Here is a 15,546-nt window from a genome sequence, read left to right on the forward strand (position 1 = left end):
CGGTCACCTCGGCTTGCAGGATACGTCGGGCCGGCACGGCGTTTTCGGCTTACAGGACTGGTTCGGGTTGCAGTTCTTCTGCGGCATGCATCCGTCGCCGCCGCCGGGCGCGTTGACTCCGGGGTTGCAGCCGGGCGTGCATTGCGGTTCGCACGGCGGCTTGCAGGCGTGCGGAAGTGCGGGCCGGATGTCGGTGGCGGCCAGGGCGCGCACGCCGGCGGCCAGTTCGGCGAGCGGCTTCGTAGCCAGGTTGCCGGCGCTCATCCACCGGGACAGCGGGCAGGGGGTGACGCTGCCGTCGGGCAGGATGGCGGCGATGCCGTCGCCACAGTTCCCGCACAGTTCGGAGGCGTCGCAGGCGCGCTGGGCAGGCCTGCCCAGCAGCCGCATCCGGTCGATGCTGACGTTGGTGGCGCCGAGCTCGGCGAGGTCCGCCTCCGCTTCTGCGATGCGCTGACCGTCGCCGAGGTCGATGATGCCGACCCGCAACGGTATGCCCTTGGCGGCGGCTTGGGCGATGTTGGCGCGGGTGTGGCGCAGTGTGTTGCGGCCGGTGATCTTCTGGTGCTGGCCGGGGTCGTCGGTGTAGTAGGAGGTGGCGAGCCGGACGCCGGGTCGCGCGAACAGCTCCCACAGGGCGGGGGTGACGTGTACGAGGTGCGAGTACACCTCGACCTCGATGCCGAGGGAGAGGGCGTGCGTGACCAGGCCGGGCAGCCCGACGTACAGGGTGGGCTCGCCACCGATGAACTGGATCATGGACGTGCCGAGCTCTTCCGCCTGGTCGATCGCGGCGATCCAGTCGCTGTAGCTCATGCTGCCGTGTGTGCCGCCGGGCCCGGAGTCGGCGTAGCAGTGCGTGCACTCCAGTTGGCACTTTCCGGTGATCTCCAGCCACATGAAGCCGAGTGCGGGTTCAGGGGGTGCGAGGGTCATGGGTCGTAACCTTTCGTTGACAAGGGTTGGGGAGCCTGCAGTGCTCAGGGTTCTGAGATGGCCAGGGCGTCCGGCCTGCAGCGCTTCGCGGGCGACGCTGGCCGCAGGTCGCCGAGCAGCACGACGAGTTGCTTCGCCAGCGCGTACTCGAGGTCGTGGAACGCCTCCAGCGGCAGCTCCAGCGTCTGGCCGATGACCAGCCGGCGTCCGGCCGGCCTGAAGGTGTCGGCCACGACCGCGTACGGCTCGGCGGCGGCCGCGGTGTAGATGTGCGACGACTGCCGTAGGCGTGGGCACATCCGCGTCGCCGCCGGGATGCACTCGCGGCAGGTGGGCGGAGCGTTCGTGAACGGCTCGTCGAGGGCCGTCGTCGGCGGCAGGTCGACCAACACCCACCAGATCCGGCCGTCGTCGTCCACAGCCGACCGGCCGCACACCTGGCACAGCAGGTGCAGCATGCAGCGGCGCTGCCGTGCGGTGTTGACCAGCTTCCACTGGGGCTGTCCTGCCCGGGTGGTGCCGTGCCGGTGCCACAGCACGCCGAACATCCAGTCCTGGGCGACCGCGTCGGCGTAGGAGAGGCGGAACCCGTCGGTGGCCTCAGCGTGTGGCGCCAGGGCGAGCTGGTATTCGACGTCTTCGCCGTCGTACGCGGTGACGTACGGCACCTGATGGCGGACCGCGGTTGTCACGCCGAGTCTCCCGTCCGGAACGAGGGCTTGGCGGAGTGGGCCCACGTCCACGCGGGGCGCTTGAATGCGGCGGCACGTCCCGTTGCTGCCAGGCTCGGGACGTGCCGCCGCTGCCGCGCGACCCGATCGCACGGCGACGCGACGGCGGACGCCTGGGAACGGTCGTCGCCGCCGCGCCGGTCTGGGGTGTTCATGCGGACCGCCAGGCGGCCAATGCGCTCACGTGGCGCGTCGACGTACACCAGGTGACGGAGGTCCGGCGCGGTGACGGTCTCGCCGCTCTCGTGGATGGCCCGCCAGGAGCCGTCAGGCAGCTGCTTGACGTCGCGGAACTCGGGGATCTCGACGGCCGGCCGACACCCGGTCACGGTGTCGGGGCCGACCGGCCTGCACGTGGCGCCCAGCGCGGGCGATGCGGGGGATGCGGACCCGTGACTGTCCATGTCCTGGACGGTAAAGCCGGTGTGCGAGCAAACCCAAGGAGTTTGCTCGGGTTTGCTTCAAACGAGTTCGGCGAGGGCTCCGGTGATGAGCTGGCGGGCCTGCTCGCCATGCACGGCCGACCGCTGGAGCAGCCCGAACGCGCGGCTGTACATGGCGACCTCGTGCGGCTCGGCGACCGTCAGCTCCGCCGAGTACGTCTCCAGCATGACCAGGCGGTCGTCGAAGGCGACGAACATGTTGCCGGGCCAGATCTCGTAGGCGGCGCGGAGCGGGATGATGCCGAGGCTGAGCCGCGGCAGGGACATGACGGCCAGGAGGCGGTCGAGCTGGCCGCGCATCACGCTTGGGCCGCCGATGTTGGTGTAGAGCGCCTGCTCGCCGAGGATGACCGTGAACCGGCGATCCCCGCGGTACAGGTACTGCTGGCGTTCCATGCGGGCCGCGACCCCGGCTTCGATGTCGTCGTCGGGCACGTTGCCGAGGTAGTCGACGAGCTGACGGAGGAGCGCCTCGGCGTACTCGGCGGTCTGAAGGGTGCCCCAGATGATGTTCGGGTTGTAGGCGCGGACGGTGTGCGCCTGCTCGTAGAGGTCGATGGATCGACGCTGCCGGTGCCGTGTTCCGGCACGGAGGGCGCGGCGCCACTCCATCCACAGGCTTTCGATGTTGCGCGCGGCGGCGGTCAGGTCATCGAGGGCGTCATCGCGCCGGCAGTGGTGCAGCCACGTGCGGACGTCGGCCTCGGTAGCGGCCTGCTTCCCGTGCTCGATCTTGCTGATCTTGGAGAGCTGCCAGCCGGTCAAGGCGGCGAGGGCCCGGCCGGTGTGCCCCGCCTGCCGGCGGATCTCCCGCAGCCGGGTGCCGAGCGCCTCGCGCGCTCGCTGTGCTTCGATGGACACGGTCAGGTCAGCTTGTACTCGTCGTGAGGTGTGGCCAGCGGCCATAGCAGGTCGCGCACCGCGGCGCACTGCGCCACCACGGCCGGGTCGGTGACGATCTCGGTGCCGAGCACGCGGCCATCATGGTCGAACCGGCCGACCGCCAGCAACCGATCATCGAACAGCCACCAGTCGTCGCCGTTCGCCGGCAAGTCGAACGGGGGCAGCTGGTGGCGCGGCAGCCAGCGGATGTCCTCGCCGGCGGCCAGCGTCAGCGGGGTGAGGGCGTGCTCCCACCGGATGTAGTCGGTGGCCGGCTCGGTGACGACGCGTACCCGCCGGACCGTGCGCCCGCCGGCGGTGGCGGCGCGCACCCTGGCCAGCCATGGCTGGAGCCACGCCAGGTCGCTGGGGTCGCCGCGCTGCCACTGCGCGAACGGCCCGTCCTCGCCGGGCACGCCGTAGTGATCGCGAAGCTCCAGATGGAAGGCGTCGCGCTCGAAGTCGCTGAACAGCTCGTCGCGCTGGTCAGGCGTGATGAGCTCCATCAGCCTCCTCCTGCAGCAGTGCGGCGATGTCGGCCCGCGACACCTCGACGCAGCTCTCGTGCTCGGGCATCGCCATGCAGGCGAGCGTGCCGGGGTCGGTGACGCGAGTGCCCTGGATGAGGCAGGTCCGGCGGTCGGTGACGTGGACGATGGGCGGGGCCCAGCTCGTCACCACGCCGGGCAGGCCGTCCTTGGCGAGGTGGTCGAACAGGTTGAACGGGATCTCCACGACGTCCTGGCCGTCGCCGAGCTCGACCTTGGCCAGCAGCTCGGGATCGGTGACGATCCAGCCCTGGATGATGTAGGTGCCGTGGTCGGTGGCGTAGAGGGTGGGGGAGTCGCCGCCTACGGAGTTTGCGTCCTTGCCGAGGAATCGCATGCCGAGCTCCTAGGTTTGCTTGGGATTGCTCGCAAACGCGATCGTGCGCCTGAGAAGGCTCTGCGTCAAGGGGCGGCCGGCGTGGACCGCACGGCCGGACGTGGACGCCTGGGAGCGTCGGGACTGTCCAGCCGTGCGGCGCCTACATATCCCCAAGATGCCCGGCGAGCCGATGCGGGTGCAGCCGAGCCGGGCCAGGTCCGGCAAGGAGGAATAGACCACGCGCCCTGGCCGTGCGGCCGGCTCTTGGGAGACAAACGACGGCCGGCTGCGGCGCGCGGCCGGTGTGTCGTGACGGTCAGCGTACGAGGTGGTGCGGGACCAGCTCGCGCACCTCGCCCCTCTTCAGGTAGACGACCTTGTCGGACAGTCCGGCCTGCTCGATGTGGTGGCGGAAGTCGTCCAGCGGCGAGCTGAACACGGAGTAGTCGTCGTAGTGCACGGGCACGACGGTGTGCGGGTGGATCAGGTCCACCCAGGCGGCCCCCTGCTCGCCGTCCATGGTGACCAGCATCGTGCCGAGCAGCTTCGTGCCGCCCAGGTGCACGACGGCCAGGTCGATGTCGGGGAAGCGGCGCGGGATCGCGTCGAGGTGGCGGTCGAGCAGGGTGTCGCCGCTGATGTGCATGGTCAGCTCCACCCGCTCGTCCCGGTTGCAGAACTCCAGCATCGTGCCGATCACCGGCGGCAGCAGTGCCTCGGCCGGGCCTGGCGCGTGTTTGGCCGGCAAGGCGGTGATCTTCACCAGGCCGCCGGGGCCGTGCAGTTCGTGCTGCTGCCACTGCTCCAGCCCCACGCTCGCGCGGAAGCCGCCGCGGCGCAGCCGACGGGCCGCCGCGGTCGTCGTGATGACCGGCGTCGCCTTGTCCAGGCCCTTGCGTGCCACCCGGTCCCAGTGGTCGCCGTGCATGTGGGACAACACCACCGCGTCGAGCGGCGGCACATCCTCGATCTCGACGGCGGGGTCGGCGAGGCGGCGCGAGGCCAGACCGTAGCCGAGGTAGGCGAGCTGTCCCCGGTGCAGGAAGTTGGGATCCGTCAGCAGCGTGAAGCCGTTGTAGCGGATCAGCACGGTCGCGTTGCCGATGAACTGCAGGCTGCCCTTCACGGCGGCTCACCCCTGACCTTCGTCCCCTCGCGGCCTTCTCTCCTGCCACCTCAGGGACGGCCCAAACCCTCCGTGTCCGGTCGGTTTCACTTCGATCACACAACTTGACTCTCGATCTAATAGTTCGCAAGGCTCTCTTGTGTATCGGGGGACGTCCAACCGATCTTGGAGCCTTCACATGGCAAGAGCGCGACGTCTCGTGGCCGGCGCGATGACCGCCTTCGCGATCGCGGGCGCGAGCCTGGCAGCAGGCCTCAGCCCCGCTGCCGCCTCGTCCGACGATCTGCTGCCGGTCGAGCTGCCCACCTGCCTCCTCCCTCTGCCGGTCCTCTGCGACGAGCCCTCCGGCGATCCCGTGCCCGAGCCGGCGCCGGACGAGCACGAGTCCGAGGAGTCCTGGTCGCACGAGCCGAAACCGGCCGATTCCTGGCCGGGAACGGTGGAGTCCGGCGAACCCTGGCGTCCGGCCGCCGAACACGAGCACCGGGTTCCGGAAGGGCATCCGGAGACCGGTGGCGGAGCGCTCGCGTCCGGCGAGCCGGTGTGGCCGTTCGCCCTGGGCGGGACGGCGCTGCTGGCCGGAGCCGGGCTCGCCGGGCTCGCCATCCGCCGTCGCAAGGGTGTCGCCTAGGGTGGCCGGACCCGCCGGGGGCCGCGCGCCGGGACAGCGGACGATCGTGCTGGTCGCGACGGTCGTGTCGCTGGCCGGAGTGCTGCTGATCGGGCTCGGGCTCAGCGGCATCGTGGGCGGACGGCAGGAGCCCGCCGCCGTACGTCACGAGTCGCCGGCACCGACCAGCGGCGTGCCCCTCAAGGACGTGCCGCTGTCCAAGGTGGCCGAACCCATGCGGGCAGCCCGGCCCACGGCCGTCTACATCCCGTCCATCGGCGTGGCCGCCCCGCTCATGGAGCTGGGCCTGGACGCCGGCGGGGCCATCGAGAACCCGCCGTTCGACCCGCCGAACCAGGCCGGCTGGTACCGCTACGGGCCTGTCCCCGGCCAGCGCGGCGCGGCCGTGATCACCGGCCACCTGGACACCAGGACCGGCCCCGCCGTCTTCGCGAGCCTGAAGAAGGTCAAGCGCGGTGACCAGGTGCAGGTGCTGCGAGCCGACCGCTCGGTGGCCGTCTTCGTCGTCGACAAGGTCGAGCACACCCCGAAGCGCCGCTTCCCCGCGAAGAAGGTCTACGCCAGGCTCTCTTACCCGGGGTTGCGGCTGGTGACCTGTGGCGGGGCGTTCGACCGGCGGGCGCACAGCTATGAGGACAACACGATCGTGTACGCGCACCTGGCGGCGCCGTACTATCCCGCAGGCTGATCACGGCGAAAACCATTCGCGGCCGCCAGGCCACGACCGTTACCCTCGCTGCTGTCCTGACAGTGACGTCTGTGGGCCGCCGTGCCCGGGAAGCGGGGGATGAATGCCTGCCGTCGCGCCATGCGCGCCTCGCCGTACCATGGGCGGCTCCTGCTTCTGAGGTCTCCGCTGACCTGCCGGACCGCCTGCCGTATCCAGCGTGCCCGCGAGGCCCGCTTGGCGCACCTTGCTGCTCTTTCATGATTCATTCGGCAAGGAGTTCCCAGGTTGTCCACCCATCGTTCCATCACGACCACTGAGACGTTCCCGTGCGTACGCTGCGGCCTGACCGTGACCGCGAACGCGCCCGACGGCACCCGGCGCAACCACTGCCCGAGCTGCCTGCACTCGCAGCACGTGCTCGACCACGTGGAAGGCGGCCCGTCGGAGTGCGGGTCGAGGATGATCCCGATCTCGATCGCCGTCCTGCGCACCGGCGACTGGATGCTCATCCACCGCTGCACCCGGTGCGGTGAGCTGACGTCAAACCCCATCTGCGGGGACGACAACCAGCTCATCCTCATGCGCATGGCGGTACGCCCGCTGGCGCAGCCGCCGTTCCCGCTCGAAGCGTTCGGCGACCTCTGATGCCGCGCAGGAGAACGGACCGGGAACGGCCGCAGCGGCGCAAGGCACACCACCAGGCCCCCGGCGACGCGTTCCGCTGCGTCGGGTGCCGCCTTGACGTGCCGGTCATCGCGCCGGGCACCGCGCACCGCAACCACTGCCCGCACTGCCTGACCAGCCTGCACGTCGACCACCGGATCCCCGGCGACAGGCGGGCCGCCTGCCGGGGCCGGATGGCGGCGCTGAGCGTCAGCGTCCGCCAGGACGGGGAGTGGCTGATCATCCATCACTGCCAGTCCTGCGGCGAGCTCAGCGCCAACCGCATCGCGGGCGACGACAACGCGCTGGCGCTGCTGCGCATCGCCATCCGCCCGCTGTACGACACCCGCCTGCCGGTCAGCGCCCTGCTGGCTCTTTGACGGGTCCGCGATCAGGGCCTCCGTACCTCGTCCGTACGGAGGCCCGCTTTCTGCCGGCCCGTGACGGTGGGGGCAGGGTGTTCCGGAGGTGGGCGGGGTAGGGGCCGGGCATGGAGGTGCTGAGCAGCCGGATCCTGCTGCGGCCGAACGACCTCGACCGCAGCCGCCGTTTCTACGCCGAGACGCTCGGGCTGGCCGTCTACCGCGAGTTCGGCCCGCCCGACCATCCGGGCGTCGTGTTCTTCCTCGGCCAGGGATTCCTGGAACTGTCCGGCAGCGGGGGCACGGGCGCGGGGGCGGCGCTCTGGTTGCAGGTGCGCGACGTGGCGGCCGAGGAGCAGCGGCTGCGGCGGGCGGGAGTGACCGTCCTGCGCGAGGCCCGCACCGAGCCGTGGGGGCTCATCGAGACGTGGATCGCCGATCCCGACGGCCACCGCATCGTGCTGGTGCAGGTGCCGCCCGGCCATCCCCTGCGCCGCGACCCGCGCTGACCGGCTCGCTCGCCGCGGCCGCCGGCCCGGCTCAGTCGCCGAACTCCAGGTGCAGGGCCTGGGAGAAGTCGGCCACCGCCTCCTCGTGGCGGTCCAGCTCCTGCAGGATCTCGCCCCGCACCCGGTACGCCCAGATGTAGCCGGCGTCCAGCTCGATCGCCCGGTTCAGGTCCTTCAGCGCCGCCTCGTCGTCGCCCATCTCGCTCAGCACGGCACCCCGGCTGCCGTAGGCGCGGTCGTTCTCCGGGTCCAGCTCCAGCGCGCGGTTGAGGTCGGCCAGCGCCTCGTCGTACTGGTCGGTCATGCGGTACGCCTCGCCCCTCCGGCTCAGCGCGCGCACGTATTCGGGGTCGGCCTCCAGCGCCTTCGTGTAGTCGTCGATGGCCTCGGCGTACAGGTTGATCCGCTGGTAGAGGTCGCCGCGGGCCACCCAGGAGTAGGCCAGGTCCTCGTCCAAGGCGATGATCTTCGCGTGCTCGGCCAGGGCCTCGTCGGTCCGGCCCAGGCCCACCAGGGCGTCCGCCTTCGCCTCCAGGATCCACAACGAACCGGGGGAGAGGGTGAGCGCGTGCTCGAAGTCGGCCATGGCGTCGTCCAGGCGGTCGAGCGCGGCGTAGGTCTGGCCCCGCGAGCCCAGGGCGTACGCGCTGTCCGGCTCCAGCTTCAGCGCCTCGTCGAAGTCCTCCAGCGCGGCGTCGTACCGTTCGATGACGCGGTGGCTCTCGCCGCGCAGCCGCCAGGCGCGGGCGTTGTCCGGCACCAGCGTGATCGCCTCGGTCAGGTCCGCGATCGCGGCGTCGTGCCGCGACAGGGCGATGTACGACTCCGCGCGGCTGCGCAGCACCGACGCGCGCGACTGGGCGGCCGCCTCCGACAGCCCGGGCTCTTCCTTGATCCCCTCGCTCATGGGAGGTAAATCTATCCGACTAGATCTGGATAATGGCCGCCTTCTCGCGGGTGAACTCGAGCACCGAGTCGTGGCCGTACCCGCTGTCCTTCACGCCGCCGAAAGGGAGCCCCGGCGGCATCTGGCGGAAGGTGTTCACCCACACCGTGCCGCTGCGCAGATCGCGCACGAAGCGGTGCGCGCGGCCGAGGTCGCGCGTCCACACGCCGGCCGCCAGCCCGTACGGCGAGTCGTTCGCGATGGCCAGCGCCTCTTCGTCTGACCCGAACGGGATGGCCACCGCCACCGGCCCGAAGATCTCCTCCTGGCAGACGCGCAGCCCGTTGTCCGTGGTCGTGTAGAGGGTGGGCTCGACCCAGTAGCCGCCGGGCAGATGGGGCACCACGTCGGCGCCGGTCCGGCCGCCGAAGACGCGTTCGGCGCCTTCCTTCTCGGCCAGCTCGAGGTACGACGTCACGCGCTCGTACTGGCCGGCGGAGACGATCGGCCCCATCGTGGTCCGCAGGTCGAGCGGGTCGTCCAGGACGAGGCCCGCGCAGATGTGCCTGATCCGGGCGAGCATCTCGTCCCAGACCGAGTGGTGGACGAGGATGCGCGAGCCGGCCACGCACACCTGGCCGGCGTTGCCGGTGTACACGGAGTTCACGGTCACGCCCTGGGCGGCCGCGTCCAGGTCGGCGTCGGGGAAGACGATGTTGGGCGACTTGCCGCCCAGCTCGAACGTCAGCGGCTTCAGCGCGTCGGCGGAGGCGCGCGTGATCGCCTGGCCGGTTGCGGTCGATCCGGTGAGGCTGACCTTGCCGACGCCGCGGTGGCGCACCAGGGCGTCTCCGACGTCTTCGCCCAGGCCGCTGACGATGTTCAGCACGCCGGGCGGGAATACGTCCGCCAGCAGCTCGCCGAGTCGCAGTACGGAGGCGCTCGCCTGCTCCGCGGGTTTGACGATCACCGTGTTGCCGGCGGCCAGCGCGTAGGCGGCCTTGGCCGAGAAGGTCGAGATGGGGGAGTTCCACGGGATGATGCAGACCACCACACCGTAGGGCTCGCGCCGGGTCAGCCCGAGCGCGTCGGGGCCGAGCAGGACGGTGTCGCCCTTGACCGCGTCGAGGCACTGTCCGGCGGCGAGCTGCCACAGGTACGCCATGCCCGGCAGGTCACGTTCGAGGGTGTCGCGCAGGATCCGGCCGTTGTCGCGGGTCTCCAGCCGGGCCAGTTCCTCGGTGTGGCGGCCGAACAGCTCGGAGACCTTGCGCAGGACGTGCGCCCTGGCCGCCGCGGGCCGGCTCGACCAGGCGGGGAACGCCTGCGTGGCCGCCGCCACGGCGGCCTGCGCCTCGGCGGCGCCGCCGGCCGGGACGCGGGCCCACACCTCGCCGGTGGCCGGGTTGACCGAGTCGATCGTCCGGGTGGCGGCCACCAGCTCGCCCCCGATGAGATTCCGATAGTCAGGCACGTGACCAAGCATATGCTTGCTTGGATTTGAGGGCCAGCGCGACGGACGGAAGGCACGTACGCCAAAGATCACGTAAAGCGCTCGAAACTGGACGCATCAGGTCGTCACCGTGAGGGCAGAACGCCCGCAGGGTGGTGGAGATGACAAAAAAGTTGCTAGGCCGGCTGATGTACGGCAAACGGTACAACCGCGTTCCCTGGGGCCAGCGGGTCTATGTCCGGCCCGGGGAACGGCTGATCAGGGAGGTGCAGTGGAAGCGGCTGATCAGGAACGCCCCGATCATGCCGCTGGCCGACTATGAGCGCAGCAGGCCGCTGGGCGAGATCGAGGAATTCCTGACCTGCATGATGTGCGGGGAGTCCCGCCAGCAACCGCTCTTCGAGCCCACCGGAGGCAACGGCTGGCGCTATCACGTCGTCCGCTGCCCCTCCTGCGGCTTCCTCTACCGCAACCCGAACATCCGCCCCGAACGCCTCGGCGACCTGTACGCCAACGGCTACAACTCGTTCCTGACCGGCAAGTACGCCGCCAACCGGCAGCGTCGCTACGACCTGACCATGAAGGCGTTCTCGCCGGTCTTCGACGAGGGCAAGGAGCGGCGGCTGCTCGACTTCGGCTCGGGCGTCGGCCTGTTCCTCGAACTGGCCGAGCAGCGCGGGTTCGAGGCCTTCGGGGTGGACCTGTCGCCCGAGTCCGTCGCCCAGGCGAACGAGCGGCTGAGCAAGGCGAAAACCTTCCACGGCGCGCCCGAGGACGTGCCGGAGATCGCCGCGGGCGGGTTCGACGTGATCACCCTCTGGTCGGTGCTCGCGCACCTGCCCAGGCCGCTGGACGACTTCACGAAGTTCCGCGGCCTGCTCGCGCCCGGCGGGGTGCTGCTCATCCTGACCGTGAACGCCCGGTCGCTGCTGCTCAAGGCGTACGGGAACGGGTGGAGCGGCTTCACCAAGAACCACCTGATGTTCTACTCCTCCGAGACCGTGCCCACGCTGCTGCGCCGCACCGGCTTCGCGGGCGTCGCCTTCGCCCCGCACTACGGCGACACGATCGAGGCGGGCACCACCGCCCTCCCGGAGGACCTGCGCCGGCGGCTGCGCCGCAACGTGGAGCTCAGCGACGGCGGCAACATGATGCGCGTGCTGGCCTTCGCCGACGAGGAGGCGATCGGCCGCTGGGGCGGCGGCCCGCTCACGGTCCACCGGTTCGCCTGAACCCCCGCCGCACGACCACCGGCTCAAGACGCGCCGCTCGGGGCGCTCAGATCACCGGCACGCCCAGGTCGGCCGCGGGCCCGCCGACCGGCCGCCGCAGCTCGGGGTCGAGCTGCTCGATCAGCCGCCGCACCAGCGCCGCCCGGCGCACCCGCTCGCGGCCCAGCTCCTTCGGCACCACGCCGAGGTGCCCGCCCGACGGGTAGATGTTCGGTGCGTTCCGCAGCCCCATCTTGAGGTAGACCGGGGCCGCGGCGCGTACGATCTCGACCGCCTCGTAGAAGCGTACGAACCCGCCCTGGTCGTCGGGCACCTCCAGGTAGAGGTCGATCGGCAGCCGGGTGGCGGCCCTGATCTCGGCCAGCTGGGGCACGGTCAGGTCGGTGCCGACGTTGACCGTGGTCGCGCCCAGGCGCTCGTAGACCGCCGCGGTGGGCGCGTTCGTGAGCGGCATCAGCACGGACGTCTTCAGCACCAGGCCGGCCGGCAGCGTGCCGTCCTCCTTGAGCTCCCGCAGCACCTCCAGCACGCCCAGGTCGCCGACGAGCAGGCTGCGGATGCCGAGCGAGCAGGCCCGCAGGGCGTCGGCCACGCACGCCGCCACCATGGCGTTCCCGCGCGCCGCCGCGCTCACGGCCTGCGTCAGCTTGGCCTGCCCGCCCGTGTCCCAGGCGGCCCTCGGGCCGAGGAACAGGTTCACCTCCATGCCGCGCTCGGCGCCGATCCGCGCCATCCGCGCGATCTCGGCGTCGGTCAGCATCATCACGCCGCTGCCCTGCGAGGTCCTGGCGACCGGCACGCCGAGCCTGTCGGCCTCGGCGACGACCGCCTCCAGCACCTCGGGCCCCTCGACGCTGGGGATCTCGAACCGGTAGGGGGCGCCGTCCGCGAACCGGGACGCCGAGGGGAGGGCGGCCTGCACCACGGGGTGCCCGAGCCTGGCCATCAGCGCGTGCAGGTCGGCGAGGCTGGTCATCGGGGTCTCCTCCCGCGTAGCTCCGCGCCGGCCGGTGCCGCCCCGGCCTGTCCGCGGGTCCATGTGACCGGCCGCTCCACGGACGGGCGGCCGGTGCGCCGTGCCGGAGCATCCTCAAGGCCCGTACGCGCTGCCACGGTAGCTCACCTGCCGCGCGGGCGGCCGGCGCGTCCCTGCCTCTAAGATCGAGGCATGCTGCTGGCCCCTGGAGTGTATGTCGCCGTCACCGACCGGCACGGAGGGGTCAGTGCCCCGCCCTACGGTTCGCGCAATCTCGGCGGCATGGTCGGCGACGACCCGGCGGCCGTGCGGGCCAACCGCGCGGCCCTGGCAGCCGAGCTGCGGGTGCGCGCCGTCGTCTACATGCGCCAGGTCCACGGCACCGACGTCGCCTTCGTGAACGAGCCGTTCGGCGACGAGCCGCCCGCGCTCGACGGGGTGTTCACCACCGAGCCGGGGCTGGCGCTGGCCTCGCTCGGTGCCGACTGCCCGGCGGTGCTGGTGGCCGACCCGGCGGCGCGCCTGGTCGGCGCCGCGCATTCGGGACGCCCGGGCACCGAGGCGGGCATCGCGACCGCCCTGGTGGAGGCGATGGCGGGCAAGGGCGCCGACCCGGCGCGGATGGTCGCGCTGATCGGGCCCGGCGCCTGCGGCCGCTGCTACGAGGTGCCGGCCGAGCTGCGCGAGCGGGTGGCGGGGAAGGTGCCGCAGGCGTGGTCGACGACGTCGTGGCAGACACCCGCGCTCGACCTGCGCGCCGGGATCGAGGCCCAGCTGCGGGCGGCGGGGGTGGCGGACGTGCGCCATGACGCGCGCTGCACGATCGAGTCGGAGGAGCTCTATTCCCACCGCCGGGAGGCGCCCGGCGGCAGGTTCGCCGGGCTCATCTGGCTGGCCTAGCCCTTCTTGCGGGAGCCGTTGAAGATCGCGTTCACGATGATGATGCCGAGCCAGACCGGGATCAGATAGGACCCGCCGGAGTCTCCGGTCAGCACGAACACGAGGGTGAGCAGCGTGCCCAGGCTGAGCGACACGATCGCCAGGGCCAGCCGCTGCGCGTCGCTGGGTCCCGAAGCGGCGGCCGGCTGCCGGCCCTGCGGCGACGCGGCCAGGCGCTCGTCCACCCGCCGGTCGATCTCCTGGCCCATCTTGTCGAGGAACGACTCCACGACGGCGTCTTCGAAGTCAGGCCCGAGATCGCGGCGGGCGGACACGGCTGCCTTCAGCTCATCGCCAGTAGTCATGTATCGAGATATAACGGGATATCTGGCTAGCGAGCAAGGATGTCATCGAGGTTGTAACTAACCGGACGCTCAAGCTGCTCGTACGTGCACGAATCGGGCGTGCGATCGGGCCGCCACCGCCGCCACTGCGCGGTGTGCCGGAACCGGTCGCCCTCCATCTGGTCGTAGGCCACCTCGATCACCAGCTCCGGCCGCAACGGGATGAAGGACAGATCCTTCTTCGCGTTCCACCGCGACACCGCGCCGGGCACCCGCTGCCCGCCCGTCGCCGGCCCGGCGGCCGGCTGGCCGGCGTTGGCCGCCGCCTGCTCGGCCCAGTGGCCCCACGGATGCTCGCTCAGCTCCGCGATGTACGGTTTGAGCTCCTCGACCAGCTCGGCCCTGCGCGCCATGGGGAACGACGCCGCCACGCCCACGTGGTGCAGCCGGCCGTCGGCGGCGTAGAGGCCGAGCAGCAGCGAGCCCACGATCGGCCCCGACTTGTGCTCGCGGTAGCCGCAGATGACGACGTCGGCCGTGCGCTCGTGCTTGACCTTGAACATCGTGCGCTTGTCGGGGATGTAGGGCTGGTCACCCGGCTTGACGATGATGCCGTCGAGACCCGCGCCCTCGAACGTCTCGAACCACTCGTGCGCCTGCTCGTCGCTCGTGGTGACCGGGGTCAGCCGGATCGACCCGCCCTTCGCGGGGAAGAGGCCCTCCAGCCGGGCGCGGCGCTCGGAGAACGGCGCCTCCATCAGCGACTCGTCGCCCAGCGCCAGCAGATCGAACGCGACGAACTGGGCCGGCGTGCGCTCCGACAACATCGTCACCCGCGACTTGGCGGGATGGATGCGCTGCTGCAACGCGTCGAAGTCGAGCTGTGAGCCCATCGGCAGGACGATCTCGCCGTCGACCACGCACCGGTCGGGCAGCTCGGCCCTGGCCGCCTCGACCAGCTCGGGAAAATAGCGGGTGAACGGCCGCTCCTTACGGCTGCCCAGATAGACCTCGTCGCCGTCGCGGAAGATGATGCAGCGGAAGCCGTCCCACTTCGGCTCGTAGAACAGCGTGCCGTCCTGCTTCGGCATGGCCTTGACCGGCTTGGCCAGCATCGGCGGCACCGGCGGGCGCACCGGCAGGTTGGGCACCGGCTCCGGCTCCTCGGCCGCGCCGGCGCCGGCGGCCGGCCCGGTGGTCGGCTCAATTGGCTCGCTCATCAGTGCTCCTCGTGTACGTGCAGAAGAGTACGCCCTCCTCCTCCAGCACCTGGCTGAGATCGAGGGAAACCTCTGCGGGCTCGCCGTTGAGTATGCGGGCCGCGCCGCCCCCGACCAGCATCGGGCTGATCGACAGGCACAGCTCGTCGATCAGCCGGCAGGCCGAGAGCTGGGCGTTGAGGCGCGGGCCGCCCTCGCACAGGACCCTGGTCAGGCCGCGCTGGTGCAACTCGGCCATGGCCAGCGGCAGGTCGACCTCGTCGTCGCCGGCGATGACGAGGTCGCAGTGCCGGGACGCGGCCTTGCGCCGCTCGCGGGACGCGGCCTCGCAGGTGATCACGATCGTCCGGCTGGGCGCGTCGGTGAACAACTCGGCGTCGAGGTCGAAGCCGAGGCCACGGGTGATGACGGCGATCGGCGGCACCTCGGGCCGGCCCTCGCGGAGCTCGGCCCACCAGTCGCGCGGCGGCACCGGGCCGTAGCCCTCGGTGCGGACGGTCGCGGCGCCCGCGACGATCACGTCGGCCAGCCCGCGCAGGGTCTGGAAGATCCGCCGGTCGCCCTTGCTCGACAACCCTCGTGAGCGGCCCTTCAGCCAGGCCGCGCCGTCGGCGCTGGCGACCATGTTGACGCGCAGCCACGGCCGGTCGCCGGGGTAGGCGTACGCCTGCGCGATGTCCGGGTTGTCCTGTATGTCGGGATAGATGCGCCGCACTCCTCTACCTTGGCACACCCC

At 71.2% G+C, this 15,546-nt stretch carries 20 protein-coding genes; 7 read left to right on the top strand and 13 right to left on the bottom strand.

Going from position 1 to position 15,546, the window contains the following annotated elements; translation table 11 throughout:
- Window positions 1-3: 3 nt before the first annotated feature.
- The 7 genes from ABGA98_RS11060 to ABGA98_RS11090 form a co-directional block, all read right to left on the bottom strand.
- Window positions 4-936, bottom strand: a complete 933-nt coding sequence (locus ABGA98_RS11060) for a radical SAM/SPASM domain-containing protein (protein WP_347618112.1) — start codon at window positions 934-936, stop codon at window positions 4-6.
- A gap of 44 nt (window positions 937-980) precedes the next feature.
- The gene (locus tag ABGA98_RS11065) at window positions 981-1,628 is read right to left on the bottom strand and encodes a hypothetical protein (RefSeq protein ID WP_347618113.1); all 648 of its coding nucleotides are present in this window, start codon (window positions 1,626-1,628) and stop codon (window positions 981-983) included.
- Window positions 1,625-2,071: a hypothetical protein gene (locus ABGA98_RS11070; protein WP_347618114.1), complete on the bottom strand. Its 447-nt coding sequence runs from the start codon at window positions 2,069-2,071 to the stop codon at window positions 1,625-1,627. The genes ABGA98_RS11065 and ABGA98_RS11070 overlap by 4 nt, the downstream gene beginning before the upstream one ends.
- 57 nt (window positions 2,072-2,128) lie before the next feature.
- A complete protein-coding gene (locus ABGA98_RS11075; protein WP_347618115.1) occupies window positions 2,129-2,971 on the bottom strand; it encodes a helix-turn-helix transcriptional regulator in 843 nt (280 codons plus the stop codon).
- Between the two features lie 2 nt (window positions 2,972-2,973).
- Window positions 2,974-3,498, bottom strand: coding sequence for a DUF6879 family protein (locus ABGA98_RS11080; protein WP_347618116.1), 525 nt, complete (start codon window positions 3,496-3,498; stop codon window positions 2,974-2,976).
- Entirely contained in the window at window positions 3,479-3,877 is a 399-nt protein-coding gene (locus ABGA98_RS11085; RefSeq protein ID WP_347618117.1) for a hypothetical protein, read from the bottom strand. The genes ABGA98_RS11080 and ABGA98_RS11085 overlap by 20 nt, the downstream gene beginning before the upstream one ends.
- Before the next feature lie 298 nt (window positions 3,878-4,175).
- Window positions 4,176-4,985 (bottom strand): MBL fold metallo-hydrolase, encoded by an 810-nt coding sequence (locus tag ABGA98_RS11090; RefSeq protein ID WP_347618118.1) that lies wholly within the window; start codon window positions 4,983-4,985, stop codon window positions 4,176-4,178.
- A 178-nt stretch (window positions 4,986-5,163) separates the two neighbouring features.
- Here ABGA98_RS11090 and ABGA98_RS11095 point away from each other — a divergent pair, with 178 nt between their 5' ends.
- From ABGA98_RS11095 to ABGA98_RS11115, 5 genes are all read left to right on the top strand, one after another.
- The gene (locus ABGA98_RS11095; RefSeq protein ID WP_347618119.1) at window positions 5,164-5,616 is read left to right on the top strand and encodes a hypothetical protein; all 453 of its coding nucleotides are present in this window, start codon (window positions 5,164-5,166) and stop codon (window positions 5,614-5,616) included.
- A 1-nt stretch (window position 5,617) separates the two neighbouring features.
- The gene (locus ABGA98_RS11100) at window positions 5,618-6,304 is read left to right on the top strand and encodes a class F sortase (RefSeq protein WP_347618120.1); all 687 of its coding nucleotides are present in this window, start codon (window positions 5,618-5,620) and stop codon (window positions 6,302-6,304) included.
- A 267-nt stretch (window positions 6,305-6,571) separates the two neighbouring features.
- Window positions 6,572-6,931, top strand: coding sequence for an RNHCP domain-containing protein (locus ABGA98_RS11105; protein WP_347618121.1), 360 nt, complete (start codon window positions 6,572-6,574; stop codon window positions 6,929-6,931).
- Window positions 6,931-7,329: an RNHCP domain-containing protein gene (locus ABGA98_RS11110; protein WP_347618122.1), complete on the top strand. Its 399-nt coding sequence runs from the start codon at window positions 6,931-6,933 to the stop codon at window positions 7,327-7,329. Before ABGA98_RS11105 ends, ABGA98_RS11110 begins: the two co-directional genes overlap by 1 nt.
- Window positions 7,330-7,439: 110 nt before the next feature.
- Window positions 7,440-7,820, top strand: coding sequence for a VOC family protein (locus ABGA98_RS11115; protein WP_347618123.1), 381 nt, complete (start codon window positions 7,440-7,442; stop codon window positions 7,818-7,820).
- 31 nt (window positions 7,821-7,851) lie between these two features.
- Here the strand turns inward: ABGA98_RS11115 and ABGA98_RS11120 are convergent, their stop codons facing one another.
- Together ABGA98_RS11120 and ABGA98_RS11125 are read right to left on the bottom strand one after the other, a co-directional pair.
- A complete protein-coding gene (locus ABGA98_RS11120; protein WP_347618124.1) occupies window positions 7,852-8,727 on the bottom strand; it encodes a tetratricopeptide repeat protein in 876 nt (291 codons plus the stop codon).
- A 19-nt stretch (window positions 8,728-8,746) separates the two neighbouring features.
- The gene (locus tag ABGA98_RS11125; RefSeq protein WP_347618125.1) at window positions 8,747-10,180 is read right to left on the bottom strand and encodes an aldehyde dehydrogenase family protein; all 1,434 of its coding nucleotides are present in this window, start codon (window positions 10,178-10,180) and stop codon (window positions 8,747-8,749) included.
- A gap of 140 nt (window positions 10,181-10,320) precedes the next feature.
- Here ABGA98_RS11125 and ABGA98_RS11130 point away from each other — a divergent pair, with 140 nt between their 5' ends.
- Window positions 10,321-11,391, top strand: a complete 1,071-nt coding sequence (locus ABGA98_RS11130; protein ID WP_347618126.1) for a class I SAM-dependent methyltransferase — start codon at window positions 10,321-10,323, stop codon at window positions 11,389-11,391.
- A 46-nt stretch (window positions 11,392-11,437) separates the two neighbouring features.
- Here the strand turns inward: ABGA98_RS11130 and ABGA98_RS11135 are convergent, their stop codons facing one another.
- Window positions 11,438-12,367, bottom strand: coding sequence for a U32 family peptidase (locus ABGA98_RS11135; protein ID WP_347618127.1), 930 nt, complete (start codon window positions 12,365-12,367; stop codon window positions 11,438-11,440).
- 192 nt (window positions 12,368-12,559) lie between these two features.
- Here ABGA98_RS11135 and pgeF point away from each other — a divergent pair, with 192 nt between their 5' ends.
- Complete coding sequence (gene pgeF, locus ABGA98_RS11140) at window positions 12,560-13,267, top strand: peptidoglycan editing factor PgeF (RefSeq protein WP_347618128.1); 708 nt, start codon at window positions 12,560-12,562, stop codon at window positions 13,265-13,267.
- On the opposite strand, the gene ABGA98_RS11145 is transcribed toward pgeF, so the two are convergent.
- The 3 genes from ABGA98_RS11145 to ABGA98_RS11155 are packed head-to-tail and all read right to left on the bottom strand — an operon-like array spanning window position 13,264 to window position 15,525.
- Window positions 13,264-13,611 carry a hypothetical protein gene (locus tag ABGA98_RS11145; protein ID WP_347618129.1) on the bottom strand — a complete coding sequence of 116 codons (348 nt, stop codon included), beginning with the start codon at window positions 13,609-13,611 and terminating at the stop codon, window positions 13,264-13,266. The two genes, pgeF and ABGA98_RS11145, sit on opposite strands and share 4 nt — an antisense overlap.
- Window positions 13,612-13,637: 26 nt before the next feature.
- On the bottom strand, window positions 13,638-14,810 hold the full coding sequence (locus tag ABGA98_RS11150; protein ID WP_347618130.1) for an ATP-dependent DNA ligase: 1,173 nt from the start codon (window positions 14,808-14,810) through the stop codon (window positions 13,638-13,640).
- Window positions 14,794-15,525: a pyrimidine reductase family protein gene (locus tag ABGA98_RS11155; protein ID WP_347618131.1), complete on the bottom strand. Its 732-nt coding sequence runs from the start codon at window positions 15,523-15,525 to the stop codon at window positions 14,794-14,796. The genes ABGA98_RS11150 and ABGA98_RS11155 overlap by 17 nt, the downstream gene beginning before the upstream one ends.
- Between the last annotated feature and the right edge of the window lie 21 nt (window positions 15,526-15,546).

Origin of the sequence: Nonomuraea sp. B1E8 (assembly GCF_039871515.1) — a bacterium.
GTDB lineage: Bacteria > Actinomycetota > Actinomycetes > Streptosporangiales > Streptosporangiaceae > Nonomuraea.